This is a genomic window from Stenotrophomonas sp. KH_029 (assembly GCF_057839765.1).
In genome coordinates this window covers 332,831-357,918 of the sequence record NZ_CM174498.1, presented here as the reverse complement: position 1 = coordinate 357,918, position 25,088 = coordinate 332,831, and the positions used below count along the sequence as shown (strand labels likewise).

The 25,088-nt window shown below is 68.3% G+C and carries 23 protein-coding genes and 1 tRNA gene; 7 read left to right on the top strand and 17 right to left on the bottom strand.

What is annotated here, in order from left to right; genetic code table 11:
- Positions 1-80 precede the first annotated feature (80 nt).
- The 3 genes from AC3ITM_RS01600 to AC3ITM_RS01590 form a co-directional block, all read right to left on the bottom strand.
- Positions 81-3,686 carry an autotransporter outer membrane beta-barrel domain-containing protein gene (locus AC3ITM_RS01600; RefSeq protein ID WP_489267902.1) on the bottom strand — a complete coding sequence of 1,202 codons (3,606 nt, stop codon included), beginning with the start codon at positions 3,684-3,686 and terminating at the stop codon, positions 81-83.
- Positions 3,687-3,990: 304 nt separating this feature from the next.
- Positions 3,991-4,593, bottom strand: a complete 603-nt coding sequence (locus AC3ITM_RS01595) for a response regulator (RefSeq protein WP_489267900.1) — start codon at positions 4,591-4,593, stop codon at positions 3,991-3,993.
- Entirely contained in the window at positions 4,590-5,825 is a 1,236-nt protein-coding gene (locus AC3ITM_RS01590) for a sensor histidine kinase (protein WP_489267898.1), read from the bottom strand. Before AC3ITM_RS01590 ends, AC3ITM_RS01595 begins: the two co-directional genes overlap by 4 nt.
- A 348-nt stretch (positions 5,826-6,173) precedes the next feature.
- On the opposite strand from AC3ITM_RS01590, the gene AC3ITM_RS01585 reads away from it, so the two are divergent.
- The 4 genes from AC3ITM_RS01585 to AC3ITM_RS01570 all read left to right on the top strand — a co-directional run bounded on the left by AC3ITM_RS01585 (position 6,174) and on the right by AC3ITM_RS01570 (position 10,751).
- Entirely contained in the window at positions 6,174-7,412 is a 1,239-nt protein-coding gene (locus AC3ITM_RS01585) for an efflux RND transporter periplasmic adaptor subunit (protein WP_489267896.1), read from the top strand.
- Between the two features lie 154 nt (positions 7,413-7,566).
- Positions 7,567-8,256, top strand: a complete 690-nt coding sequence (locus AC3ITM_RS01580; protein ID WP_489267894.1) for an ABC transporter ATP-binding protein — start codon at positions 7,567-7,569, stop codon at positions 8,254-8,256.
- 13 nt (positions 8,257-8,269) lie between these two features.
- A complete protein-coding gene (locus AC3ITM_RS01575) occupies positions 8,270-9,427 on the top strand; it encodes an ABC transporter permease (RefSeq protein WP_228884561.1) in 1,158 nt (385 codons plus the stop codon).
- Between the two features lie 13 nt (positions 9,428-9,440).
- Entirely contained in the window at positions 9,441-10,751 is a 1,311-nt protein-coding gene (locus AC3ITM_RS01570; protein ID WP_489267892.1) for an ABC transporter permease, read from the top strand.
- 135 nt (positions 10,752-10,886) lie between these two features.
- Here the strand turns inward: AC3ITM_RS01570 and rarD are convergent, their stop codons facing one another.
- Both rarD and yedA read right to left on the bottom strand, forming a co-directional pair.
- Positions 10,887-11,795 carry an EamA family transporter RarD gene (gene rarD, locus AC3ITM_RS01565; protein ID WP_489267890.1) on the bottom strand — a complete coding sequence of 303 codons (909 nt, stop codon included), beginning with the start codon at positions 11,793-11,795 and terminating at the stop codon, positions 10,887-10,889.
- On the bottom strand, positions 11,792-12,691 hold the full coding sequence (gene yedA / locus AC3ITM_RS01560; RefSeq protein ID WP_489267888.1) for a drug/metabolite exporter YedA: 900 nt from the start codon (positions 12,689-12,691) through the stop codon (positions 11,792-11,794). The genes rarD and yedA overlap by 4 nt, the downstream gene beginning before the upstream one ends.
- 186 nt (positions 12,692-12,877) lie before the next feature.
- On the opposite strand from yedA, the gene AC3ITM_RS01555 reads away from it, so the two are divergent.
- Both AC3ITM_RS01555 and AC3ITM_RS01550 read left to right on the top strand, forming a co-directional pair.
- Positions 12,878-14,218, top strand: coding sequence for an MFS transporter (locus AC3ITM_RS01555; protein ID WP_489267886.1), 1,341 nt, complete (start codon positions 12,878-12,880; stop codon positions 14,216-14,218).
- A gap of 124 nt (positions 14,219-14,342) precedes the next feature.
- Positions 14,343-14,921 carry a hypothetical protein gene (locus AC3ITM_RS01550; protein WP_489267884.1) on the top strand — a complete coding sequence of 193 codons (579 nt, stop codon included), beginning with the start codon at positions 14,343-14,345 and terminating at the stop codon, positions 14,919-14,921.
- Between the two features lie 6 nt (positions 14,922-14,927).
- On the opposite strand, the gene AC3ITM_RS01545 is transcribed toward AC3ITM_RS01550, so the two are convergent.
- The 4 genes from AC3ITM_RS01545 to AC3ITM_RS01530 form a co-directional block, all read right to left on the bottom strand.
- Positions 14,928-16,580, bottom strand: a complete 1,653-nt coding sequence (locus AC3ITM_RS01545; protein ID WP_489270004.1) for a M28 family metallopeptidase — start codon at positions 16,578-16,580, stop codon at positions 14,928-14,930.
- 76 nt (positions 16,581-16,656) lie between these two features.
- Positions 16,657-17,589, bottom strand: a complete 933-nt coding sequence (locus AC3ITM_RS01540) for an MBL fold metallo-hydrolase (RefSeq protein WP_489267882.1) — start codon at positions 17,587-17,589, stop codon at positions 16,657-16,659.
- 29 nt (positions 17,590-17,618) lie between these two features.
- Positions 17,619-17,957, bottom strand: a complete 339-nt coding sequence (locus AC3ITM_RS01535) for a hypothetical protein (RefSeq protein WP_489267880.1) — start codon at positions 17,955-17,957, stop codon at positions 17,619-17,621.
- 125 nt (positions 17,958-18,082) lie between these two features.
- Entirely contained in the window at positions 18,083-19,372 is a 1,290-nt protein-coding gene (locus AC3ITM_RS01530; protein ID WP_489267878.1) for a tryptophan--tRNA ligase, read from the bottom strand.
- A gap of 107 nt (positions 19,373-19,479) precedes the next feature.
- Between AC3ITM_RS01530 and AC3ITM_RS01525 the strand changes: the two genes are divergently transcribed.
- Complete coding sequence (locus AC3ITM_RS01525; protein ID WP_489267876.1) at positions 19,480-20,286, top strand: hypothetical protein; 807 nt, start codon at positions 19,480-19,482, stop codon at positions 20,284-20,286.
- A gap of 101 nt (positions 20,287-20,387) precedes the next feature.
- On the opposite strand, the gene AC3ITM_RS01520 is transcribed toward AC3ITM_RS01525, so the two are convergent.
- From AC3ITM_RS01520 to birA, 8 genes are all read right to left on the bottom strand, one after another.
- The gene (locus tag AC3ITM_RS01520; protein ID WP_228884570.1) at positions 20,388-20,609 is read right to left on the bottom strand and encodes a CsbD family protein; all 222 of its coding nucleotides are present in this window, start codon (positions 20,607-20,609) and stop codon (positions 20,388-20,390) included.
- A 191-nt stretch (positions 20,610-20,800) separates the two neighbouring features.
- On the bottom strand, positions 20,801-20,938 hold the full coding sequence (locus AC3ITM_RS01515) for an entericidin A/B family lipoprotein (RefSeq protein WP_228884571.1): 138 nt from the start codon (positions 20,936-20,938) through the stop codon (positions 20,801-20,803).
- Positions 20,939-21,007: 69 nt separating this feature from the next.
- On the bottom strand, positions 21,008-21,160 hold the full coding sequence (locus tag AC3ITM_RS01510) for an entericidin A/B family lipoprotein (protein ID WP_228884572.1): 153 nt from the start codon (positions 21,158-21,160) through the stop codon (positions 21,008-21,010).
- Between the two features lie 149 nt (positions 21,161-21,309).
- On the bottom strand, positions 21,310-22,230 hold the full coding sequence (gene rocF, locus AC3ITM_RS01505) for an arginase (RefSeq protein ID WP_489267873.1): 921 nt from the start codon (positions 22,228-22,230) through the stop codon (positions 21,310-21,312).
- Between the two features lie 154 nt (positions 22,231-22,384).
- A tRNA-Thr gene (locus tag AC3ITM_RS01500) sits at positions 22,385-22,460 on the bottom strand.
- A gap of 43 nt (positions 22,461-22,503) precedes the next feature.
- Positions 22,504-23,301, bottom strand: coding sequence for an SPOR domain-containing protein (locus AC3ITM_RS01495; protein ID WP_489267871.1), 798 nt, complete (start codon positions 23,299-23,301; stop codon positions 22,504-22,506).
- Positions 23,302-23,311: 10 nt separating this feature from the next.
- Positions 23,312-24,049 (bottom strand): type III pantothenate kinase, encoded by a 738-nt coding sequence (locus AC3ITM_RS01490; RefSeq protein WP_489267870.1) that lies wholly within the window; start codon positions 24,047-24,049, stop codon positions 23,312-23,314.
- Entirely contained in the window at positions 24,046-25,014 is a 969-nt protein-coding gene (gene birA / locus AC3ITM_RS01485) for a bifunctional biotin--[acetyl-CoA-carboxylase] ligase/biotin operon repressor BirA (protein WP_489267869.1), read from the bottom strand. Before birA ends, AC3ITM_RS01490 begins: the two co-directional genes overlap by 4 nt.
- Between the last annotated feature and the right edge of the window lie 74 nt (positions 25,015-25,088).

Genomic DNA, 25,088 nt, shown 5'->3' with positions numbered 1-25,088 from the left:
CCTGAGGCATATCAACCAATACGGCTCCCACCTATCCCCGCTCCCGCCCCTCCGGTTCGAGGGACGGGAGCGGGGCGATGTCACCAGGCGTACTTGAGACCCATCAGGGCGCCGTAGTTGCGGTAGTTCTGCGCACCACGCCCGATGCTGAGTTCACCCCAGGCGGTCAGGCCGTGGCCGAGCTGCAATTGCGCACCACCCTTGACCTCGTAGACATCGCGCGGCGCCGCACCTTCCAGCGCCACGTCGTCCAGCCAGACCGCATTGGCGCCACCATGGCTGCGCATCCAGTTGACCGCCGCAAACGGCTGCACCCGGTTCACGCTCTCCAGAGCGGTATGGCCATACAAGCGCACGCCCAGACGGGTACGCACGCCACCGGCGTTGGCGACGCGGACATCGGTGCCATTGGCTTCGGCATGGTGTCCACCGCCCATGCGGTAGTCGCTCCAGATCACCTGCGCTTGTGGCTCCAGGTACATTGCGCTGGCACTCCCACGATGCACGTTGAAGGCATAACCGGCTTCCACCGAAGCACTGGTGCTGCGGCTGTCATAGCGTTCGCGCTGCAGTGCATCGCCCTGGACGGTGTTGCTGAAGCGTGCAACCTGGGCCCAACTGTCCAGGTACAGGCCACCGTCATCGGCAGCGCCGGGCAGCCAGGTCCCATAGACGCCTGCGGCACGCCCCTTGACCCGGCCTTGTGCTGCGTAGCCGGTCACCCTGGACAGTACCTGCTCGGTGGCTTCGCCGGTTCCGACCATCACACCTGCCACGCCACGGTCACCGCGGCCCCAACGGGTGAGGTCGGCGCCGACCTGCAGCAGGTGCTGGCGGCCCTGGCGGCCCAGCTGGTCACTGATCCGGCTGCGGGTGTGGTCGCTGGTCACGCGCGCCCAAGCACCACCCATCTGGTCGCGGGTCTTCTGGCGCTCTATCAGGTTCGGTTCACCGACGCGCTCATGCAGGGTCAGATCGAACATGCCCACCGCTGCAGCCTGATTGGCAAGATAGGCACCGGCTTCCGGACGCTGCACCGGCGTAGGCACCGGCGGATCGAAGCAGGCCGGATTCTGTGGATTGGCCGCACACTCATCGATCGGCGCCACCGGCAACTGCGAGCGCAGGTACCAATCGCCATCGGTCGGATCAGTGCGTCCGCCCTGATGCAGGAAATACTCGTAGGCGCCGCCCACCGCACGACCCTGCAGCTGGTACCTGCCGGCCGATACGCCATCGACCTGGACCAGCTGGATACCGTCATTGGTCAGGGCGCCACGGCCGCCGATGTTGTTCACCGCGATGCGCGCCGTGCCGGAGGTGTCGCCACGCACATGCAGACGATCGGTGGGAGCACTGTCATCGCCCAGCGCGGTGTTCATCACCAGCAAGCCATCGTCGGCGTGGAAATCACCGTCGACAGTGACGGTCTTGTAACGCCCATCGGCATGGTCGAAGGCAATGCTGGCATTGGACAGCGAGAGGCTGCCGACCTGCGAATCGCCGGTCACGTCCCAGCGGCTGCCGTTGGCCAGCGACAGATCGCCAATGGCGTCGGTTGCCCCTTTCCAGATGCTGTTGTTGTCCAGTGCCAGCGATGCGGTTCGGTCGAGTACACCGTTTGCATCCGTATCAATGGCACCATCAGCAAAACGGATATCGCCCAGCGCAACCACGTTGCGGTTGAAGGTGACCGTGCTGGTTGCGTCCGAACCGAGCTCGATGGCCCGGCCATTGCCACCTTCGATACGGGTACCGTCGCTGGCGGCCAGGTGCGCCGCATCGAGCCGCACGCCGGCGCCGCGGCTCGCATACAGCGCACTGTCGGCGAGATCCAGCTGCGCGCCGTTGCTGGCGCGGGCTGCATACGCGTCGGCGCCCTGCGTGACCACCTGCGTACCAACCGCCTGCAGGTAAGCGCCATCGATCGCATCCAGCCCATGCGAGCCCTCCCCGAGCGTGGTCACGGTGGCATCCAGGACCCGTGCGCGGCTTCCCACACCCGACGCCACCACACCACGTGCGCCACGGCCTTCGGTCAACACCTGGACCCGTTCCAGGGTCAACATGTTGTTGCCACCGTAAGCGGCTGCCCCCTTGGAGTTCTCCCCCGTGGTGTGCACGCTACCGCCGATCATGTGCAGTGCCGAACCATCCAGCTCCACATCGACACCATCGGCCCAATAGCCGGTGGTGGCAACACGGGTGTCTTCCAGGATGGCCTGACCACCAGAGGATACGACCACACCGGCCGCCCCGAAGGGGCCACCACTGACGTCCGGGGTACGGTCGCCCGCGGTTTCGATCAGGGAGTTGGACACATGCACAGTGCTGGCACCGGACGCCCATATGCCGCGGCTGCGGTCTGCGAGCGTGGTGATATGGCTGCCATCGATCACCGCGCTGGCTTGGTCGCTCAACAGCACGCCATGCGAATCCTCGGTCGTGGTCTGGATGTCCGACCCAGCCACCGTCACTACCGTACCGGCGTTGCGGGCGGTGATGCCGTTGGCGCCTGCGGCGTTCAAGCTGGAGTTGATGATCGTCAGCTGCGCACCGGCCAGGGCCGCCGCGCCATGTCCGCGATCGGTGGTGGTCACACGGCTGTTGCTCAGTTCGATCGCCGCATCGGGCCCGCGTGCGAACACACCGATGGAACCCAATCCGGAAGTAGTGATGTCGAGGTTGTCGGCACGCACCGAGCCAGCGGTGGCATAGATGCCATGCGCCTCCCGCCCGGTGGTGGACACCTGCCCGCCACTGACGGCGATCATGCTGTCGGCGTTATCGACCACCACGCCATGCGAATTAAGGCCACTGGTGGCGATGTCCGTCGTGGTGGCAGTGATGCTCCCACCGGTAGTTGCATACAAGCCATAGGAGCTGGTGCCGATGGTGCTGATCGAGGTGTCCCGCACATCTACATGCCCGCCGTTGTCAGCGGAGACGCCATGACTATTTATCCGATCGGGACGTCCGGCTTTGATTGTGGTGCTTTCGACGACCGCTTGTCCCCCCAGCGTGGCAGTCACACCAGACGCCAGCGAGTTGATCGTAGCGTCGCGAATGTTCAGGCGAGCGCCCGCTCCGCCCGCGAATCCAGCCGGACCATTGCTATAGATGGTCACACCATCTGCATTGATGGTGCCGCTGGCATCAGCGGCCGTACTGCCTGCGAGCAGGCCTACAGAGCCGCCCATGTTGTTGATGATGGTACCCTGGCCTGTCGCGTCGCGGCCGATGTTCACCACACCATCGAACATTGCGCGAACGCCGTCGGCATACCTTGCGGACGTCGAGATTCGCCCCCCGTTGAAAGTCACCTCACTGCCAGCGCCGCTGGCTTGGATTCCCCGCCCGTTATTGCCTGTTGAGCTGAAGGTCACTCCCTCCGCGACGATCCTGCCGCCCCCCACCGCGTTCAAGCCTGGCGAAATGTAGCCGGAAGTGGTGATGGTGCTGTTCCGCAGTTCGATCCGACTGCCCGACCCGCTGGCAATGGCTCCCGAAGCCTGTTCACCGTTTGTGGACAGGTTCATGTCAGAGGCGTTGATGCTACCTCCATTCGTCGCGCTCAGTGCATGGCCTAAATAGCCGGGGTTCCCGGCGATGGTGTCTCCCTCTGCGTCGACATGAGTTCCATCGGCGACGATGGGTGGGGCCGCCTGCGCATTGGCTGCTGCCATTGCAAGCACCGAAGCAATTGCCAGAGACAGGGCACGTGGTAGCGAAACCGTAGACGTCATTGGTGAAACCTCGCAATTTGAGGCACCGATATGTGCCGGGAAGGTCGAGGTCGCAACAGTAGGGACAGGGTCAAAAATGGGATATGCAACTAGTTGTAAATGTGCTGCAGATCACACTTTATTTAGTTTCGATTTACCTTTGTCAGCGCGCCATGCACAGCGACGTAACGGCCGTAACGGCCGCTAGCCGGCTTTGCACCATCCGATCGACATCCCCCCGGGTGGCTGCAGGCGCCTGCAGTGCCTACAGCCAGCCTTTCTGCCGCGCCAGCCGGTACGCCTCGATGCGGTTGGCCACGCCCAGCTTGCCGATGCATTCGGACAGGTAGTTGCGCACGGTGCCGTGCGACAGTCCCAGCTGGGTGGCGATCTCGCTGGCCGAACGGCCGTCGCCGGACAGGCGCAGCACCTGGCGTTCGCGGTCGTTGAGCGGGTCGGCCTGCGACCACGCATCCAGCGCCAGCTGCGGGTCGATCGCGCGGCCGCCGTGCTGCACCTGGCGCAGCGCGTCGGCCAGGCGTTCGGCCGGCGCGTCCTTGAGCAGGTAACCGCACACCCCGGCATCCAGCGCGCGGCGCAGGAAACCCGAGCGCGCGAACGTGGTGACGATCACCACCTTGATCGGCAGGCCCTGGCGGGTAATCCGCTGGGCCAGTTCCAGCCCGGACAGGCCGGCCATTTCGATATCGGTGACCAGGATGTCCGGCTGCAGCTGCTGCAGCATTCGCCAGGCGCTTTCGCCGTCGGCGGCGCTGCCCAGCACCTCGATGTCCGGCTCCAGCCCGAGCAGCGCCGACAACGCGCCGCGCACCATCGCCTGGTCTTCGGCCAATACGATCCGGATCATGACGCGTGCCCCACCGGCAGGGTGGGCGCGCCCGCCGCCTGGACAGGCAGCGCAGCCACGGCGGTGGTGGCCGCCGGCAGCGCTACCCGCACCGTCACGCAGGTGCCCTCGCCTTTCACCGACTGCAAGGTCAGCGTGCCGCGCAGCGCGGCCACGCGCTCGCGCATGCCGGTCAGCCCATTGCCATCGACGTGCGCGCCGCCGCGGCCGTCATCGCGGATTTCCATCACCACGTTGCGCCCTTCCTGTTCGAAGCGTATCCAGGCCTGGTGCGCCTGCGCATGCCGGGCGATGTTGGTGGCCGCCTCGCGCAGCACCAGCGACAGCGCGCGTTCGGCCTCCGCCGGCATCGGCGGCGGCGGCATGTAATCCAGGTGCACGTGCTGGTACTCCAGCAACAGCCGCGCCGAGGCCAGCTCGGCGGCCAGGTCGCTGGCGCGGATGCCGGTGACCGCACTACGCACTTCGGCCAGGGCCTGGCGTGCGATGGCTTCGGCCTCGGCCACTTCGCGCCGCGAGCCGTCCGGGTCGCGCTCGGCCAGCTTGCGCGACAGTTCCAGCTTCAAGGTGATCAGCGACAGCGTATGCCCCAACAGATCATGCAGGTCGCGGCCGATGCGCTCGCGCTCGGCGGTAGCGGCCAGCCGCCGCACTTCGTCCTGCGACAGCTGCAATGCCGCGTCCTTTTCCTGGTTGGCGGTACCCACGTTGACCGCCAGGCTGACGATCACCGCCATGCTGGGAATCCAGATCAGCGCCTGCCACGGGTAGTGGGCCAGCAGCCCGACGACCACGAACAGCGCGTTCAAGCCCGCCAGCTGCAGCAGATAACGCCCGAAGCCACCGCGCCGCGAGACCCGCAGCATCACGCAACCGAAGATGAAGTAGCTTACCGCCGAGGGATACCACGCCAGCGGCAGCAGGCCCAAGGCCACCATCGACAGCGCGTAGCGCGGGGCGTGATGGCGCGGGGCCAGCAGCACCGCGGTGAACAGGGCCAGGAACAGCGGGTAGGTCACTACGGTCAGCAGCACCCAACGCAGGCTGTAGCCGCTGCCGAACAGCGGGGTCAGGAACACCCACAGCGACCACAGCAGGTGGATCGCATCGGCCCAGGGCGATTTGCCGCGGCGCAGGTTCTCGGCCATCGCAGAGTCCGGCGCGGGGCGCAGCAGGGAGGCGAGCGGACGCGGCACGGGCAGTTCCAGGGCAGGACGAACAGGCGCGATCATGCCACTTCCAGCCGATGCGCCACAGGCGCCGGGCGGCCAGGCACCGCGACGGCACGGTGACGCACAGTGGCACCGGCACCTGCTCCCACCCGACGCTGGGCCGGGTGCAGCCGGGCCGGTGGCGCAATCGTCGGGTCGAACATGGGCGGGCTCCCGTGGCGGACAGGGGTAGCGTCGCCGGTCGCGATCGGCCCGCCCAGTGGCCGGCGTCAGCGCAAGCGCATGACAGCTGTCACTGCCGCGATACGGGGCCGGCAGGCATGCTGTGCCCGGCCCGGTGCGCCTGCCGGTTTGCCCCGCCACCGCCGTTGCGGTCACACTCGGCCCGATTCCCCGTCCAGACTCACGATGAACGCATCCGCTGAACTGCTCAAGGAACTCCGCATCGACCGCAAGGCGGGCGCACCGCCGCCGTCCGCGCCCCGCCGTGGGCTGTGGATCGCGCTGGCCGTGGTCGCCCTGGTGCTGCTGGCGGGCATCGGCTGGTTCATGTTCGGCCGGCAGCGCCCGATCGAAGTCAGTACCGCGACGGTGGTCGCCATCCAGCAGGGCACCGCCAGCAGTTCGGTGCTCGATGCCAGCGGCTATGTGGTGGCCCGGCGCATGGCCACGGTGTCGGCCAAGATCACCGGCAAGGTGCGCGAGGTGATGATCGAGGAAGGCATGCGGGTGGAGGAAGGCCAGGTGATGGCCACGCTGGATCCGATCGATGCCAATGCCCAGCGCAGCCTGTCGGCCTCGCAGTTGGAAGCGGCGCGCAGCCAGCTGTCCGGCCTGCAGGCGCAGGTGGCCCAGGCCGATGCCGAGGCCGGCCGGCTGCAGGCGCTGGTTGGCCAGCAGCTGGTGTCGCGCTCGCAGTTCGACCAGGCCATCGCCCAGCGCGACAGCCTGCGCGCGCAGCTGCGCACCGCCCAGCGCAATACCCGCGTGGCCGACGATGCGCTGGCCATCGCCGACCTGGGGGTGGACAACAACATCGTGCGCGCACCGTTTTCCGGGGTGGTCACCGCCAAGGCCGCGCAGCCGGGCGAGATCGTGTCGCCGCTGTCGGCCGGTGGCGGCTTCACCCGCACCGGTATCGGCACCATCGTGGACATGGAATCGCTGGAGATCGAGGTCGAGGTCGGCGAAGCCTTCATCGGCCGCGTGCAGCCGAAGATGCCGGTGGAAGCCACGCTCAACGCCTACCCGGAGTGGAAGATTCCGGCCGAGGTGATCGCCATCGTCCCCACCGCCGACCGCGGCAAGGCCACGGTCAAGGTGCGCGTGGCGCTGAAGGTGAAAGACCCGCGGATCGTGCCGGAGATGGGCGTGCGGGTCAGCTTCCTGGAAGCGGCCGCACCGGCCCGGGCCGCCGCGCCCACCGGCGTGCGCGTCCCGTCCACGGCACTGGTGCAGCGCGACCAGGCTGCCGTGGCCTTCGTGGTCGGTGAGGACCAGCGGGTGCAACAGCGCCCGGTCAGCACCGGGATCGCCCTCAACAACGATCGCCAGATCACCGGCGGCCTGCGTGCCGGCGAGGTGGTGGTGGTCAACCCGCCGCCGGAACTGCGCGACGGCGGCAAGGTCGTGGAAAAACAGCCGTAACCGGCAGCGCCGGCGCCGGCGCTGCCACCGCGTGTGGTGCCGACGCGGCACAGGCCGCAGGGCAAGGTGTGCGCGCCAGCGGTGCCGTACAGGCGCGTGCCGCGCCATGCCGTGCTTCCGTTTTCATTCCCGTTCGATCCTCGGAGAACCACCCATGTCGACCCTGGTTTCGCTCCGCAACATCACCAAGACCTACCAGCGTGGCCCGGAAAAGGTGCAGGTGCTGCACGGCATCGACCTGGACATCCAGAAGGGCGATTTCGTCGCCCTGATGGGCCCGTCCGGCTCGGGCAAGACCACCCTGCTCAACCTGATCGGCGGGCTGGACACGCCCAGCGGCGGCGAGATCGAGATCGAAGGCGAGCGCATCGACCGCATGAGCGGCGGCCAGCTGTCCACCTGGCGCAGCCACCATGTCGGCTTCGTGTTCCAGTTCTACAACCTGATGCCGATGCTGACCGCGCAGAAGAACGTGGAACTGCCGCTGCTGCTGACCCACCTGGGCGCAGCCCAGCGCAAGCGCAATGCCGAGATCGCGCTGACCCTGGTCGGCCTGGCCGACCGCCGCAGCCACCGTCCCAACGAACTGTCCGGCGGCCAGCAGCAGCGCGTGGCGATCGCCCGGGCGATCGTCTCCGACCCCACCTTCCTGATCTGCGACGAACCCACCGGCGACCTGGACCGCCAGTCCGCCGAGGAGATCCTGGGCCTGCTGCAGCAGCTCAACCGCGAACACGGCAAGACCATCATCATGGTCACCCACGACCCCAAGGCCGCCGAGTACGCCACCCATACCGTGCACCTGGACAAGGGCGAACTGGCCAGCGCGCCAGCGGCCCACTGAGGAGGATGCCGCGATGAAGTATTTCTCGCTGGTCTGGGCGCAGTTGTTCCGCAGCAAGACGCGGACGCTGCTGACCCTGTTGTCGGTGGTGGCCGCCTTCCTGTTGTTTGGCATGCTCGATTCGGTGCGCGTGGCGTTCAGTTCCGGTGGCAGCGTGGAAGGGGCCAACCGCCTGATCGTGGCCTCGCGGCTGTCGATCACCCAGTCGCTGCCAATCCGACTGGAACCGCAGGTGCGCCAGGTGGCCGGGGTGCGCGATGTCACCTACGGCATGTGGTTCGGTGGCATCTACCAGGACCCGAAGAATTTCTTCGCCAACTTCTCGGTGGCGCCCAATTACTTCGACATCTACCGCGAACTGCAGCTGCCGGCGGCACAGGCCGAAGCCTTCCAGGCCACCCGCACCGGCGCGGTGGTCGGCGAGGCGCTGGCAAAGGAGTTCGGCTGGAAGATCGGCGACACCATTCCCCTGCAGGCCACCATCTTCCCGCGTGGCGGCAGCAACGACTGGCCGCTGCAGCTGGTGGGCATCTACCGCTCCAAGGACCGCACCCTGGCGGCCAACGAAGAACGCCAGCTGATGATGAACTGGAAGTACTTCGACGAATCCAATGACTACATCAAGAACCAGGTCAGCTGGTACACGGTGACCCTGGACAACCCCGCGCACGCCTCGCGCGTGGCCCAGGCGATCGATGCGATCTCGGCCAACTCCGACCATGAAACCAAGACCCAGACCGAATCGGCGTTCCAGCAGGCCTTCGTCAAGCAGTTCGCCGATATCGGCCTGATCGTCACCTCGATCATGGGCGCGGTGTTCTTCACCCTGCTGCTGCTCACCGGCAACACCATGGCCCAGGCGGTACGCGAACGCGTACCCGAGCTGGCCACGCTGAAGACGCTGGGCTTCCAGGACCGCACCGTGCTGGTGCTGGTGATGGTCGAGGCGGTGCTGCTGATCGGGCTGGGCGGGGCGATCGGCATGGGCCTGGCCGCGGCCATCCTGCCGGTGCTGGCGCCGCGCACCATGGGGCTGCTGCCACCGCACGTCCCGGTGCAGACCTGGGTGATGGGGGTGGGCCTGATCGTGCTGATCGGCATCGTGGTGGGGCTGCTGCCGGCGCTGCGCGCCAAGCGGTTGAAGATCGTCGACGCATTGGCTGGCCGCTGAGAAGGAGACCGACATGAACAACAAATGGGTGGCAAACGGGTTGTCGATCCTGGTGCTGCTGGTCGGCCTGGGCGTGTGGATCGCCCTGCCCTGGCCCGTCGTGGTCGCCGTGGCGGTGGCGGTGCTGCTGTGGCTGCTGCTGACCCGCAGCGGGCGGCTGGCGCTGGCCACCACGCGTATCGGCATTGCCAGCCTGCCGCAACGCTGGGGGGCTTCATCGGTGGTGGTGGTCGGCATTGCAGGCGTGGTCGGAGTGCTGGTGGCGATGCTGGCGATGAGCGAAGGTTTCCAGGCCACGCTCAACAGCACCGGTGATGAAAGCACCGCGATCGTGCTGCGCGGCGGCTCGCAGGCCGAGACCAATTCGGTGATCACCCGCGACCAGGTACCGCTGCTGTCCACCCTGCCCGGCGTGGCCAAGGACGAACGCGGCCGTGCGCTGATTTCCCCGGAGTTGTCACAGGTGGTCAACCTGACCTCCAAGGGCGACGGTACCGACGTCAACGCACAGTTCCGCGGTGTCGGTGAAATGGCCTGGGCGGTGCACGACAAGATGAAGATCACCCAGGGCCGCCGGTTCACCCCGGGCCTGCGCGAGGTCGTGGTCGGCCAGGGCGCGCAGTCGCAGTTCCGCGGGCTGGAGGTGGGCAGCACGCTCACCCTGGGCAACCAGACCTGGACGGTGGTGGGCGCCTTTGCGTCCGGCGACGCGCACGACTCGGAACTGTGGACCGACGCGCAGACCCTGGCCACTACCTACCAGCGCAGCGCCTGGCAGTCGATCAGCGTGCGTACCCTGGGCAAGCCCGGATTCGAGCAATTCAAGGCGGCGGTCGGCAGCGATCCGCGGCTGAAGCTGGACGTGGAAACCACCCAGGCGTACTACGCCAAGCAGGGCGGCGGCTTGACCAAGCTGATCAGCGTGCTGGGCACGGTGATCGGCGCGATCATGGCGATCGGTGCGGTGTTCGGCGCGCTCAACACCATGTACGCGGCGGTGGCCACCCGGGCGCGCGAAATCGCCACGATGCGCGCGATCGGTTTTCGCGGGCTGCCGGTGGTCACCGCGATCATGCTGGAGACCATGCTGCTGGCCCTGATCGGCGGCGCGCTGGGCTGCCTGGTGGCGTGGGCGATCTTCAACGGCTACAGCGTGTCCACCATCGGCAGCAACTTCAGCCAGGTGGTGTTCCAGTTCAAGGTCTCCCCGGCGCTGCTGTGGAGCGGGTTGAAATGGGCGCTGGGGATCGGCCTGGTCGGCGGCTTGTTCCCGGCACTGCGCGCGGCGCGGCTGCCGATCACCAGCGCGCTGCGCGAGACGTAGTAGAGCCGGGCCCTGCCCGGCTGTCGTTCACGGCCGCCGGGCATGGCCCGGCACTACGCGCTCATGTGCGGCAGGACATCGGCGCACGCCGATGGGTTGGTCGGTACGGCGCCCCGGCCGGTTCGCGGCGCGGCGTTACCGGGTGCGGCGCGACCGCCACAGGCTGTCGCCGACAAACAGCAACAAGCCGGCCCAGATCGCCGCAAAGCCCACCGCCCTGGCGGTATCGAACGCTTCATGGAAGAAGAACACGCCCAGCAGCAGCACCAGGCTGGGCGCGATGTACTGCAGGATGCCCACCAGCGACAGCGGGATCCGCTTGACCCCGTAGGCGAACCCGATCAGCGGCAGCGCGGTCACCGCGCCGCCCAGGATCAGCAGCGCGTCATTGCGCCAGCCCCAGCCCCCGAAGAAGCCACCGCCGTGGCCGTTCTCGCTCCACAGCGCAAAGCCCAGCGCCGGCAGGAACAGGCACAGGCTTTCCACGCCCAGCCCGGCCACCGGGTCGACCGCGATCATCTTGCGCAGCAGCCCATACAGACCGAACGAACAGGCCAGCCCCAGCGCGATCCACGGCGGCGTGCCGGCGTCCACGGTCAGCCATGCCACGCCCAGCGCCGCGCAGCCCACTGCCAGCCACTGCAGGCCGCGCAGGCGCTCCTTGAGCACCACCACGCCCAGCACCACGCTGACCAGTGGGTTGATGAAGTAGCCCAGGCTGGTTTCGATCACGTGGCCGGCGTTGATCGCCCAGATGTACAGGCCCCAGTTGAAGCCGATCGCCAGGCTGCTGACGGCCAGGGTTGGCAGCGCGCGCGGCTGGGCCAGGATGGCCTTCCACCAGCGCGTGCCGCTGCTCAGCAGCAGCCAGCCCACCACCAGCAGGGTGCTCCAGATGATGCGGTGGGCGATGATCTGCAGCGATGGCACCGCATGCAGCAGGTGCCAGTACATCGGCACCAGGCCCCACAGGGTGAAGGTGAAGGCGGTGATCGCAAACCCGCGGCGTTGTTCCTGCGGGCTGGGTTGCACGGGCAGGTTCATTTCGCGCGCGTCCTGGCCAGGGTCAGCACCACCACGCCGGCCAGGATCACCCCCATCGCCAGCAGGTCATGCGCACCGAACCGCTCGTGGCCGATGATCGCGCCCAGCACCACCGCGATCACCGGGTTGACGTAGGCATAGCTGCCGGCCAGCGCCGGGCGCACGTTGTGCAGCAGCCACACGTAGGCGGTGAAGGCCACGATCGAGCCGAACACGCACAGGTAGGCCACCGCCAGCAGGCCATCCAGGCTCGGCCATTGGGTGGGGCGCTCGCCGCTGGCCAGCCCCAGCGCCACCAGCATCACCCCGCCGCACAGCATCTGCCCGGCGGCGGTCATGAACGGCGCCGGCAGGTCCAGCCCGCGCGTCCAGACCGAGCCGAACGCCCAGCCGACCGGCGCCACCAGCAACAGGATCAAGCCCTGCGGCGAAGCGGTCAGGCTGCTGCCGGCATTGAGCCAGACCACCCCGACGAAACCGATCGCGATGCCCAGCCATTCGCCGCGGCTGGCGTGCTGCCCACGCATCGCACCGAACAGCGCCATCCACAGCGGCACCGACGCCACTGCCGTGGCGGCCAGGCCCGAGGACACCGTGCGTTCGGCCAGCACCACCATGCCGTTGCCCAGCACCAGCATGGTCAGGCCCATGATCGCCAGGTTGCGCCACTGGCGCCGGGTCGGCGCCGGCATCCCGCGCCAGCGCAGCACCGCATACATCAGCGAGCCGGCGATGATGAAACGCGCACCGGACACCGTGGTCAACGGCAGCGCCCCGCCCTCCAGCGCCAGCCGGATCCCCAGATAGGTGGACCCCCAGACCACGTACACCAGCAACAAGGCCAATGCGACCAGGCCGCTACGGGGAGCGGCCGCGGTGGGTTCAGGTGAGGACATGGGGGCAGCGCCATCCGGGGGAACCTGGATTTTAGGGCACGACGCTGTCGGTTATCACCCCGGAAAACGGCATGCTGTATCCGCTCACATTTCCTGTAAACCGAAATGGTTACCCTCAGGGCCAGGCTGCCCCGCCTCCGGTGTCTTTCCGACCGTACCGATTTTCCGTAGAGGACCGTTTCCCGCATGAGCATCCCCCCTGCTTCCGCCGCCACGCCACCGGAGCGAGCCGCGCTGCGGCGTTCGATCTCCAACACGCTCAAAGGTTCGGCCGGCAACCTGGTCGAGTGGTATGACGTCTACGTCTACTCGGTGTTCGCGGTCTATTTCGAGTCGCAGTTCTTCTCGGCCGCCGACAAGAATTCCACCATGTACGTGTGGGCGATCTTCGCGGCCACCTTCCTGATGCGCCCGATCGGGGCGTGGTACTTCGGCCGCTTCGCCGACCGCTACGGGCGCCGGTTGGCGCTGACGGTGTCGGTGTCGGTGATGGCCGGCTGTTCGTTCCTGATCGCCATCACCCCCAACGCCGGGCAGATCGGCATCTGGGCGGCGGTGATCCTGTTGTTCGCGCGGCTGCTGCAGGGCTTTGCCACCGGCGGCGAGTACGGCACCAGCGCCACCTACATGTCCGAGGCGGCCATTCCCGGCCGCCGCGGTTTCCTGTCCTCGTTCCACTACGTCACCCTGGTCGGCGGCCATGTGCTGGCGCAGCTGACCCTGCTGGGCATGCTGACCTTCTGGGACAAGCCGCAGATTTCCGAGTGGGGCTGGCGCATCGCCTTCGGCATCGGCGGCATCGCCGCGATCGTGGTGTTCTGGCTGCGCCGCAGCATGGACGAATCGCTGGGTGAGGACTCCATCGAGGCGGCCAAGGAAGGGCGCGCCAAGGCGTCGGGCTCGATGTACGAATTGTTCGTGCACCAGTGGCGCCCGCTCCTGTTGTGCTTCCTGATCACCGCCGGCGGCACCGTGGCGTTCTACACCTACTCGGTGAACGGGCCGAAGATGATCCAGAGCGCCTTCGCCGGCGACGATGTGATGACCGGGACGCTGATCAACCTGGGCGTGCTGACCTTCCTGATGCTGCTGCAGCCGATCGGCGGCTGGCTGTCGGACATCGTCGGGCGCAAGAGCCTGCTGGTGTTCTTCGGCGTGGGCGGCGTGCTGTACAGCTGGTACCTGGTCACCGAGCTGCCCAACCAGCACGACCCGCTGATGGCCTTCGTGGTGCTGGCGATCGGGTTTGTCATCCTCACCGGCTATACCTCGATCAACGCGGTGGTGAAGGCCGAACTGTTCCCCACCCACGTGCGTGCGCTGGGCGTGGGCTTCGGCTATGCGGTGGCCAACTCGCTGTTCGGCGGCACCGCGCCACTGCTGTACCAGGCCGCATTGAAGACCGGCCATGTCGCCCAGTTCGCCATCTACGTCACTGCGGTGATCGCCGTGTCGCTGGTGGTGTACGTGTTCTTCCTGAAGAACAAGGGACCGAACTGGCTGGACGGCACCCGCACGCACCCGTAAGCGCTCCCCGGGCGGGCCGCCGACGCGGCCCGCCCGGCGCTGCCGGGGCAAGGCTCGGGTATCCTTGCCCCGCCCGGTCGCGCGCATGCCCCGGGCGTTGGGCGGCAACCAAAGGAAGCAGCAGGTGCGGGGATGGATCCTGATGGTGGTGGTCTGGCTGGGCCTCGCCCTGCCCGGATCCGGGCTGGCCCGCGAATGCCGCGCCGGGCAACCGATCCCCGACCGCTACCGCGGTACCGTCGCGGAACTGCCGTTCGCACCGACCCCGGCCCATACCCTGGCGTGCCAGCAGCTGGCACGCCGTGACCAGGCCCTGCGCCCGTGGGTGAAGCCGGTCACCCAACTGCTGCGCCTGGTGATATTCGGCAGCGCACTGCTGGCCACGTTCGCCCTGTTCCGGCAATGGCGCCATGCACGCCGCGGGCACGCGCACCGTTACGCCGGCGTGGCGCTGCTGGGGCTGGCGCTATGGTCCCTGCTCAGGATCGGGCTGGCGCTGTATCGCGGGGTGACCGAACTGGGCGTGCGCGGGCCGCCACGCTGGCTCTGGCAGGAGCTGTCGCCGGTCCGCTTCGGGGTGCAGCAGTGCATGGAGGCAGCGATTGCCATGGCCCTGCTGGTGGCGGCCTGGGCGCTGCTGCGCAGTGCCCGTCCCGGTCCACCCCCCAATCCACTGCCACGGCGCGGACCGCGGCGGCGCTGAGCCGGCTCAGCGGCGCGCGGATTCGGTCTTGTCACGCTCTGCGCGGAACTCCGAGCCTTCTTCCCAGTGCGGCCAGCGGCGGCTGTTGGCCAGTTCGGCGCCCAGGTCGTAGACCAGCAGGGTGTCGGCGGCATGGCCGCTGGCATCCCAGCCAGGCGTCCAGGCGTCGCAGGCCTGGTGGTAGCAGGCGGCGAAATAGGCATCGCGCAGTTCGCGGCCCTTTTCCACGCCGCCCTCGCGCATGTCCAGCCCCGGCCCGATGGTGATCGCCGGCACGCCCAGGCGGGCGAAGGCGAAGTGGTCGGCGCGGTAGAAGAAGCCGGCTTCCAGGTTCGGGTCCGGCGAGTAGCGGCGGCCGCGGGCCTTGGCCACGCGTTCAAGATCGCCTTCCAGCGACACCCGGCCCTTGCCCCACGAGGCGATGTCGCGGGTCGGCCCATCGGGGCTGAACATCTCGATATTGATCACCGCCGCGGTCTTGTCCAGTGGCGCCAGCGGGTGCGCGGCGTAGTAGCTGGCACCGAGCAGGCCCTTTTCCTCGGCGGTAAGCGCAACGAAATACAGGCTGCGCTGCGGCTGCGGGCCGGCGGCGAATACCCGGCCCAGTTCCAGCACGGTGGCCACGCCGGTGGCGTTGTCGATCGCGCCACGGCGGATGCGGTCGCCCTTGGCATCGGGCTGGCCGATGCCGAAGGCATCCCAGTGCGCCGAGAAGATCACCGCTTCATCGGCATGCGCACCGCCGGGCAGCTTGGCCACCACGTTGCGGGTGACCACCTGCTCGCGCTTGAGCTTGAACGCCACCGACAAGGTGGCATCGCCCAGCGCGACCGGCTTGAACGCGGCGGTCATCGCACGGCGCTTTTCGGCGTCGAAATCCAGCCCGGCAGCGGCGAACAACTGCTCGGCCAGGCTGCGCTGCATCCAGCCGCGCACCGGCACGTGCTGGGCCAGCGCCTGTTCGGGGCTGCGCTCGATGTCGAACAGCGGCGAGGTGCCCGAACTCTTCACCGTGGCCCAGCCATAGGCGGCCGGGGCGGTCTCATGCACGATCAGCACGCCCTGCGCGCCGCGCCGTGCGGCTTCCTCGAACTTGTAGGTCCAGCGGCCGTAATAGGTCACCGCCTTGCCGTCGAAGGCGCCGGGCTGGTCGGCCTGGAAATCGGCATCGTTGATCAGTACCACGGCGATCTTGCCGTGCAGGTCGACGTCCTTGTAGTCGTTCCACTGCCGCTCGGGCGCATCGATGCCGTAGCCGATGAACACCAGCGGTGCGTCCTGGATGTCCACCGCCTGCTGCGGGCGCAGGCTCTGCAGGGTGACATCCTCGCCATTGACCAGCGCGCGCGACTTGCCCTTCTGGCGCAGCTGCGCACGCACCGGGCCATCGACCTGGGCGCGCACCATCGGCACCGGCTGCACCCAGCTGCCATCCACGCCACCGGGCTGCAGGCCGTACTTGCTGAATTCTTCGATCAGGTACTGGACGGTGCGCTCTTCGCCGGGGCTGGCCGGGGCGCGGCCTTCGAATTCATCGGAGGCCAGGATGCGTACGTGCCGCGACAGCGCCTGCGGGTCGATGCCACCGCCGGGCAGGTCATTGGCCGCGTGGGCCAGGCCGCCCACGAACAGGCAGGACGACAGCAGCAGCATGCGCATCGGATTCACGGCAGACACCAGGCGGAAAACGGAATGCCAAAGTGTAACGTGACACTTGCATGACCGGATGCTGCGTTCAGCGCCGGTCACGATCCAGCCAGCAAGCCAGGCCCTGCGCGTTGAGTTCGATGTCCATGGCCAGCACCGCGGTCACCTGTGCATCGTCCAGCCTGCAGCCATGCGCCTGCGCGCGCTCCAGGTACAGCGCGGTCAACGCCGCGACCAGGCAGCGGTGACGGTCCGGGCGGCCGTCGCATTGCCGGGCGATCTCGACCATCGCATCGATCTGCTCGACCAGCTGCGCGGCCAGCGCCGACACCTGTTCCACCCGCCCGTAGTGGGTCAGGTACATCGCCTGCGGCTGGTAGGCCAGCATCCGCGCGATCGACTGTTTCAGCGGTTCGGGCTCGAACTGCACCGGCGAGGAGGTCGGCACGATGAAGGCGCCGCGGTCGCTGTCCAGCTCGCGGTAGGACAGCCCGAAGGTGTCGCCGGTGAACCAGCTGCGGCTGCGCGCATCCCACACGCACAGGTGGTGCCTGGCATGCCCGGGCGTATCCAGGCACAGCAGCGGGCGCCCGGCCAGATCGAGCTGGTGGCCGTCGTCGGCGACCACCACGCGCGCGGCGGCCACCGGCAGGATCGGCCCATAGCTGCGCGCGATTTCCGCCTCGCCGTAGACCTCGGTGGCACCGGCGATCAACCGCGCCGGGTCGATCATGTGTGGCGCGCCACGCCGGTGCACCAGCAGGCGGGCATTGGGCAGCTGCTGCATCAGCAGGCCGGCGCCGCCGGCATGGTCCAGGTGCACATGGGTGAGGATCAGCCAGTCCACCGCCTCGGGCGTGCAGCCGGCGCGCGCCAGCGCAGCCAGCATCGCCGGCACCGACAACCCGGTGCCGCAGTCGATGAACGCCGCACGGCCGTGCTCGACGATCAGGTAGGCGGCATCGAAATCATCGCGCTGGAACGCCGTGTCGATGGTGTGGATGCTGGAGTCGACGGACATCGGTGCTTCCCTGGCGAGTTCGCCCCATCTTAGGACGATCCGCGCACCGGCTTCGATGCGGCTTTGGTCGCACCCCGCGCCAGCCACGCAGTGCGCAGCGCGATCGCGGCCACCATCACCGCCAGGAAGGCGCCGTAGGCGTACAGCACGGCCAGCACCTGGCGCCAGATCGGCCCGGCGTCGTCCTGCACCACACCGATGTGGTGGCCCCACAGCATCGCGGCGATGCTCAGCACGAACGCCGACAGCAGCGTGACGGCATCGAACAGGCGCCGCGCCGCGTGCCGCGGTTGCCGCGGGAACAGCCAGAACAGGGTGCCCAGCAGGGCAAACCAGGGCAGGAACAACAACAACGACAACCAGGCCATCGCAGTCTCCCCTTCAGGATGCCCGCATCATGCCATGGAGCATGAGCGGCCGCGCCGGGTAGTGCCGGCCGCTGGCCGGCTCCTCGCACTGCCGCGTTCCATGGGGAGCCGGCCAGCGGCCGGCACTACGCGCGCAGCGCCTGCAACGCGGCCAGCACCACGTCCACTTCGGCTTCCAGCTTGAACAGGTCGCTCTGCAGGCCATCGCCGTGTTCGGTCTGCTTGAGCACCCCGATCAGCTGGCCGGCATCGCGCGGCGAATCGAAGCCGCCGCTCTGGATCAGCAGGCTGCCATCGCCGGCCAGCAGCTTGAAATAGAAGCGCCCGTCCTTCTCGCGATACTGCTTGAACAACGGCGGTGCCGCGCGCGCCACGCTGTCATCGTCGCCGGCCAGGCTGCCGGCGCTGGACAGGTCGCGCAGGCCCACCGCGTGGCGCAGTTCGGCCAGCAGCGGCAGCGCGTACTGCTCGCGCAGCTGCTGGCCACGCCGGCGCAGCAGCGCCTCGATCTTGTGCGGCTCGGCCATCAGCGCGTCGTAACGTTCGCGCAGCGGGGTCAGCTCGGCATCGATGCGCTCGAACAGCTGCTGCTTGGCGTCGCCCCAGCTGATGCCCGCAGCGAACGCTTCGGCAAATGCGGCCGTCTGCTCGGCGCTGGCGAAGGCCTGGTACATCTGGAACAGCGCCGAGCCCTCGGTGGCCTTGGGCTCGCCCGGTGCACGCGAATCGGTGAGGATGGAGAACACCAGCTTCTTCAGCTCCGCACGCGGGGCGAACAGCGGAATGGTGTTGTGGTAGCTCTTGCTCATCTTGCGGCCGTCCAGGCCGGCCAGGGTGGCCACCTGCTCGTCGATCACCACCTCCGGCAACGGGAAGTACTCCTTGCCGTAGACGTGGTTGAAGCGCTGGGCGAAATCGCGCGCCATCTCGATGTGCTGGATCTGGTCGCGGCCGACCGGCACGCGGTTGGCCTTGAAGATCAGGATGTCGGCCGCCATCAGCACCGGGTACATGAACAGGCCCGCGCTGACCCCGGCATCGTCGTCGAGCTGCTCTTCGCGGTTCTTGTCCACCGCCGCCTTGTAGGCATGGGCACGGTTGAGGATGCCCTTGCTGGCGATGGCGGTCAGGAACCACATCAGCTCGGTGGTTTCGGGGATGTCGCTCTGCCGGTAGAACCACACCTTGTCCGGGTCCAGGCCGCAGGCCAGCCAGCTGGCGGCGATCTCCAGGGTCGAACGCTGGGTCCGCTCCGGCTGCTGCGCCTTGATCAGGCTGTGCAGGTCGGCCAGGAAGAAGAAGCTTTCGATGCCCGATGCCTGGCTGGCCGCGATGGCCGGACGGATGGCGCCCACGTAGTTGCCCAGGTGGGGGGTGCCGGAGGGGGTGATGCCGGTAAGAACGCGGGTGGTCATAGGGAAATCATTACGGACAGTTGAACGCCCCCAGTTTACCTGCCCGCGTGCAACCCCGTTGGCCGGGCTGGCGCGTTCAATCCCCTACCTGACCCCGGATGCCTGCCATGAAACGCCTGACCCTGCCCCTGCTGGCCGTGCTGATGCTGTGCGGCTTCACCCGTGTGGCGCCCCCGCGCAACGATGCCGGCCCGGTGTCGCTGCAGATCCTGGACCGCGATGCCGGCCAGTTGCTGGACCAGTACCGCCAGGGCCCGCAACGCTGGGTGGCCGGCCGCCAGGGCCATCGCTACAGCGTGCGGCTGCACAACGACAGCGGCCAGCGGGTGCTGGTGGTGCTGTCGGTGGATGGCCTGAACGCGATCACCGGCGAGGTCGCCGGCCCCGCCCAGACCGGCTATGTGCTCGACCCGTGGCAGACCGCCGACATCAGCGGCTGGCGCAAATCGTCCCGGGAAGTGGCCCAGTTCGTGTTCACCGACCCCGGCCGCAGCTACGCCGCACGCACCGGCCGCGCCGACAACATCGGGGTGATCGGTATCGCGGTGTTCAACGAGGCCAGCCGTTACCTGCCGCAGCCGGCGGCACCGCCGATCGCGCGGCCCGGGCGCCCGGCCCTGCGCCGCCAGATCCAGGGCGAAGCGGTCGCGGACATGGCGTCCAGCGCCGAACGCGCCGCACCGGCCCCGCAGCTGGGCACCGGCCATGGCCAGCGCGAGACCTCGCTGGTGGACAACACCAGCTTCGAACGCGCCAGCAGCATGCCCGCCCAGCGCGTGGACGTGCGCTACGACAGCGCGCGCAACCTGATCGCGCGCGGCATCATGCCGGCCCGGCTGCCGCGCGGCGAGGATGCACCCCAGGCGTTCCCGAACAGCTACGTGCCCGATCCGCCCGCGCGCGGCTGGCGCTGAATCCTGGCCAGGCCGCAAAACAACAGGCGGGCCGCATAGCGGCCCGCCTGTTGTCATACCCCCGGCGGCCCAGGCCGCCTCACTGCACCGTTACAACGGCATCAGTGGTAATCCGGATATTCCTTGCGCATGGCTTGTTCGAAGTCACGCACCTCGGTTTCGGCGCGGTCGCGCGCCCAGCCGTAGCGTTCCTGCAGGCGACCGGCCAGGTACTCGGCGTTACCTTCGGCCACCTTGAAATCGTCGTCGGTCAGGTCGCCCCACTTGGCCTGCGCCTTGCCCTTGAGCTGGGTCCACTTGCCGGAAATGATGTCTTTGTTCATCGCTTCGCTTCCTCGATTGAAACGGCATCGTCGCCGTGGAAACAGCATGCGATGGACAACGTTCGGTCACGGTCAAGCACGGATGAAACGCGTACTCACCTGCTTGAACGGGCGCTTGCCCGGCAGCGCATTACGGGCAAGAAAAAGGCCGGGAGATCCCGGCCTTTTCCATCGCGGCACTGATCGGTGGATCAGTTGCCCTTGGCAGCGTCTTCAACCTTCTCGCCAGCCTTCTGCACATCCTTGCCGGCACCGGCAACGGTGTTGCAGCCCGACAGCACGGCCACCGAGAACATCGACAACAGCATCAGTGCGATAACACGCTTCATGGGGTTCTCCTGTTTATTCAATTCGACACCGAAATCCGGTCCCACCTGTCAGATGAGCTGCCAGTGCGGTCAGCACTTGCCGTCGCTGCAATCGCCTGCCTTGTCCTCGACCTTCTCACCGGCTTTCTGCATGTCCTTGCCAGCGCCGGCCATGGTGTTGCAGCCACTGAGCATGGCCGTGGAAAACAGACCCAACAGCAACAGGGAAATGACGCGCTTCATGATTGCTCCTCTTCCTGATCGCGGTGGCGTCGATGCCGTCGCCGACACTGCCGCCGCGTGAGATGCAATCTGGCGGCAGCGGCGTGCAGTTCATGTGAACGCACGCCGCCGCTGTTCAGCCAGCCGCCGGAAAGGCCCGCCGGCGGGCCTCAGTCGCGCATCAGGGTGGATTTGCCAAACAGGCTTTCCACCAGGTCCACCGCCAGCACGGCGGTGCTGTTGCGGTTGTCCAGCAGCGGATTCAACTCGACGATATCCAGCGAGCCCATGCGCCCGGTGTCGGCGATCATCTCCATCACCAGCTGCGCCTCGCGGTAGTTGACCCCGCCGGGCACGGTGGTGCCCACGCCCGGCGCGATGCTCGGGTCGAGGAAGTCCACATCGAAACTCACGTGCAGGTGGGTGTTGGCATCGATGCCCTGCAGCGCCGCTTCCATGGTGCGCTTCATGCCCGCCTCATCGATGTAGCGCATGTCGTACACGTCCACCTGGTGCTGCTTGATCAGGCGTTTTTCCTCCTGGTCCACCGAACGGATGCCGATCTGGTGCACCTGCTGCGGGCGGATCGCCGGCGCATCGCCACCCAGCCGGGTCAACGCATCCGGGCCGAGGCCGCACAGGCAGGCCACCGGCATGCCATGCACATTGCCCGACGGCGTCACCTCGCTGGTGTTGAAATCCGAATGCGCGTCCAGCCACAGCACGCGCAGGGTCTTGCCCTGCTCGCGGCACCAGCGCGCCACCGCGGTGATCGAGCCGATGCCCAGGCAATGGTCGCCGCCGAGCATGATCGGCATGCGCCCGGCCTGCAGTTCGGCATAGGTGGCGTCCATCAGCGCGCGGTTCCAGGCCACCACTTCGTCCAGGTGGCGATAACCCTGCACCGGCGCGGTCCACGGATTGCGCGGCCCATCCAGGTTGCCCAGGTCGCGCACGTCCACGCCACGGGCGACCAGTGCCTCGGACAGGCCGGCGATGCGCAGCGCATCCGGTCCCAGGCCCGCGCCGCGATGGCCTGCGCCAATGTCGGTGGGGACGCCAATCAGGGAAACCGGGGGATACATCGCCATCGCTGCTGCTCCATTGCAAAGAAGCACAGTCTAGCCAGCGCAGCCCCCCGCGACCTGCGGCGGTGCAACAGCGTAGCTACCGACCGTTGGTCGGTAGACGTCATATTGGTCGGTAGACGTCACACCGGTCGGTAGACATCACGTGGGTCGATGGTGGTGCCGGCACCCGGATTCGAACTGGGGACCTACCGCTTACAAGGCGGTTGCTCTACCAACTGAGCTATGCCGGCATCGGCACGGCGAGCGGCACGGGGCCGTCGCGGAGCACGGATTCTAGCGCAAGCGCGCGCAATCCAGCGAACGCTGTTGTGCCGCACCGCTGCGCTGGCGGGCACTGGCCGGGTCGGCCTGCCCGGCCAGGGTCGCATCCAGCCACCACTGCGCGCTGCCGTCGCCGCCGCTGGCCACCAGCCGGGCGTTGAAACCGGCGGCGCTGAGCGCGGCCATGCGCCGATCGGCGCCTTCGCGATTGCGGTACTGGCCCAGTGCGATGGCATTGGTTTCTTCGCCCTGGGCAATGATGTAGTAGTCGCTCAGGCCGGCAGCCACGATGCGCTTGACCGTGGCCTGGGCTTCTTCGCGGCTGGCCGCGGCCGGCAATACCACCCGGTAGCGGGTGGCACCGGCGTCGGCGACCTCGCGCAGGCGGGCGCCGCGCAGCAGCGCACCGGCCCTGGCCTGCGCGGCCTGGGCGGCGGCACGGTCGGCGAACGGCCCCAGGCTCAGGCATTGCACGGGCACCGGCGCGGCAGTGGGCGGCGGGGGTGCCACTGCCGGCGCAATGACTGCGCTGGCCGTGGCAGGCGCCGCGACGGGCGTCGGGCTGGGCGCTGCCGTTGCGGGGGCGGCGGCTGGCGCAGGCGTGGCGGCGGGGGTCACATCATCCAGCGCTGCGGTGGGTGCGGCGGCAACGGCCGGTGCCGGCGTGGATACCGCCGGCAGCAGCTGCAGTTGCGCGACACCACGCGCCGGTTCGGGCGCCGGCGGCACCGGTTCGCCACGCAGCATCCACCACAGCGCCACCCCCAGGTTGAGGATGACCAGCACGACAATCAGGGCACGGGTAAGCATGCGGGCGATCCTACCGTGCCGCCGGTGGCTGGTGCACCGCCCAGCGCGCCAGGCCGTCCAGCACCAGCGACGGCTGGAACTGCGCATCGGCCAGCAGCGGCAGCAGCGCCGGCGCGCCCCCACCGTGCACCAGCAGGGTCGGCAGGCTGCCGAGCACGCTGGCGGCCTGCACGCGGCTGCGTTCGATCAGCGCCACCGCCGCACCATCGCAGCCGGAGGCCAGCGCATCGGCGGTGTCATCGGCGAATTCGCGGTAATCGCCACCGCTGGCCGGCAGCTGCACGGCGCGCGCATGCAGCGCCTCGCGCATGGTGGTGGGCGAGGCGGCGATGCGGCCGCCGTGGTGGCGGCCATCGGCGTCGAGCAGGTCGATGGTCAGCGCGGTGCCCACCCCGGCCACGATCACCGGTTGCTGGCGCTGCGCCGCCGCCAGCAGGGCCAGGAACCGGTCCACCCCGAACCTGGCCGGATCGGCATAGGCGATACGCACGCCGGCATGCTCGGCGGTGGTACGCACCACCTGCACCCGGCCGAACCGCGCCTGCAGCACGGCCAGCATTGCTGCGGTCAGCGCCGGCGCGGCCACGCTGGCCACATAGGCGGTGTCGCCCTGCGGCAGCGCGGCCAGGGCCGGCGCCGGCATCGCCTCGGCACCGTGCGGCCAGGCCTGCACCGCACCGGCGCGGGCGTCCAGCAGCGGGGCGAACTTGAACCGCGAATTGCCCAGGTCGAACAACCAGTCGCTCATTGCGCCCTCACGCTGACTTCGCCGGCATGGAACAGCCGCTCGCTGCCGCCGATGCGCACGCGCAGCGCGCCGTCGTCGGCCAGGCCCAGTGCCTGCCCCTCGTACCAGTCATCGCCCTCCTGCACCCGCACCGCACGGCCGGCCAGGCAGTCCAGCGCGGCATAGCGCGGCAGGAACGGGGCCAGGCCATCGGCCTCGAAGGCCTCCAGCGCCGGCAGCAGGCGGGCCAGGATGCCGGCCACCACCGTAGTGCGGTCGACCGCGCGGGCGCCGGCCAGGGTGGCCAGATCGGTCCAGGGCTGGGTGATCTGCGCGGCGAACAGGGCCGGCATGCGTACGTTGACGCCCAGCCCGATCACCGCACGGGCCGGGCCGGCGAACTCGCCGCCGCCCTCGACCAGCAGGCCGCCCAGCTTGTGGCCATCGACCACCAGATCGTTGGGCCATTTCAGCGCCACCCCGGCAAAGCCCTGCGCGCGCAGCGCCTCGGCCACCGCCACGCCGGCCACCAGGCTCAGCCCGCCCAGCCGCGACAGGCCGCCGGCGAAGCCGCGCAGCACCGACAGGTAGACATGGGCGGCCAGCGGCGAGGACCAGGCCCGGCCGCGGCGGCCACGGCCGCCGGTCTGGCGCTCGGCCAGCAGCACCCTCGAGCCGCGCTCAGGCGCGCTGCAGCGCAGCAATTCGCTATTGGTCGAACCCACGCTCCAGGCGATCTCCAGCGAGGCCAACAGCGGTGCCAGCGTCGCCGGCAGCGCAGCATGCAAGGTGCCGGCATCGAGCAGGTCCAGGGTCTGCTGCAACTGGTAGCCATCCCCGGCGCGCCCGTCGATGGCAATGCCGGAAGCCCTAAGCCCTTGAATCCGCTTCCAAATTGCAGCGCGGGTGTGGCCCAGCTCGCGGGCCAGCGCATCGCCGGACAGGCGCCCGGCGCCCAGTTTGGCCAGCAGTTGGCGGTCGTCCACGGCAGCTTCCATCAGGTAATCGGCAAAATTATGCGGGAAAGCCGCGCCCAGCGCCCGCCGGGCGGTCTTCCAAT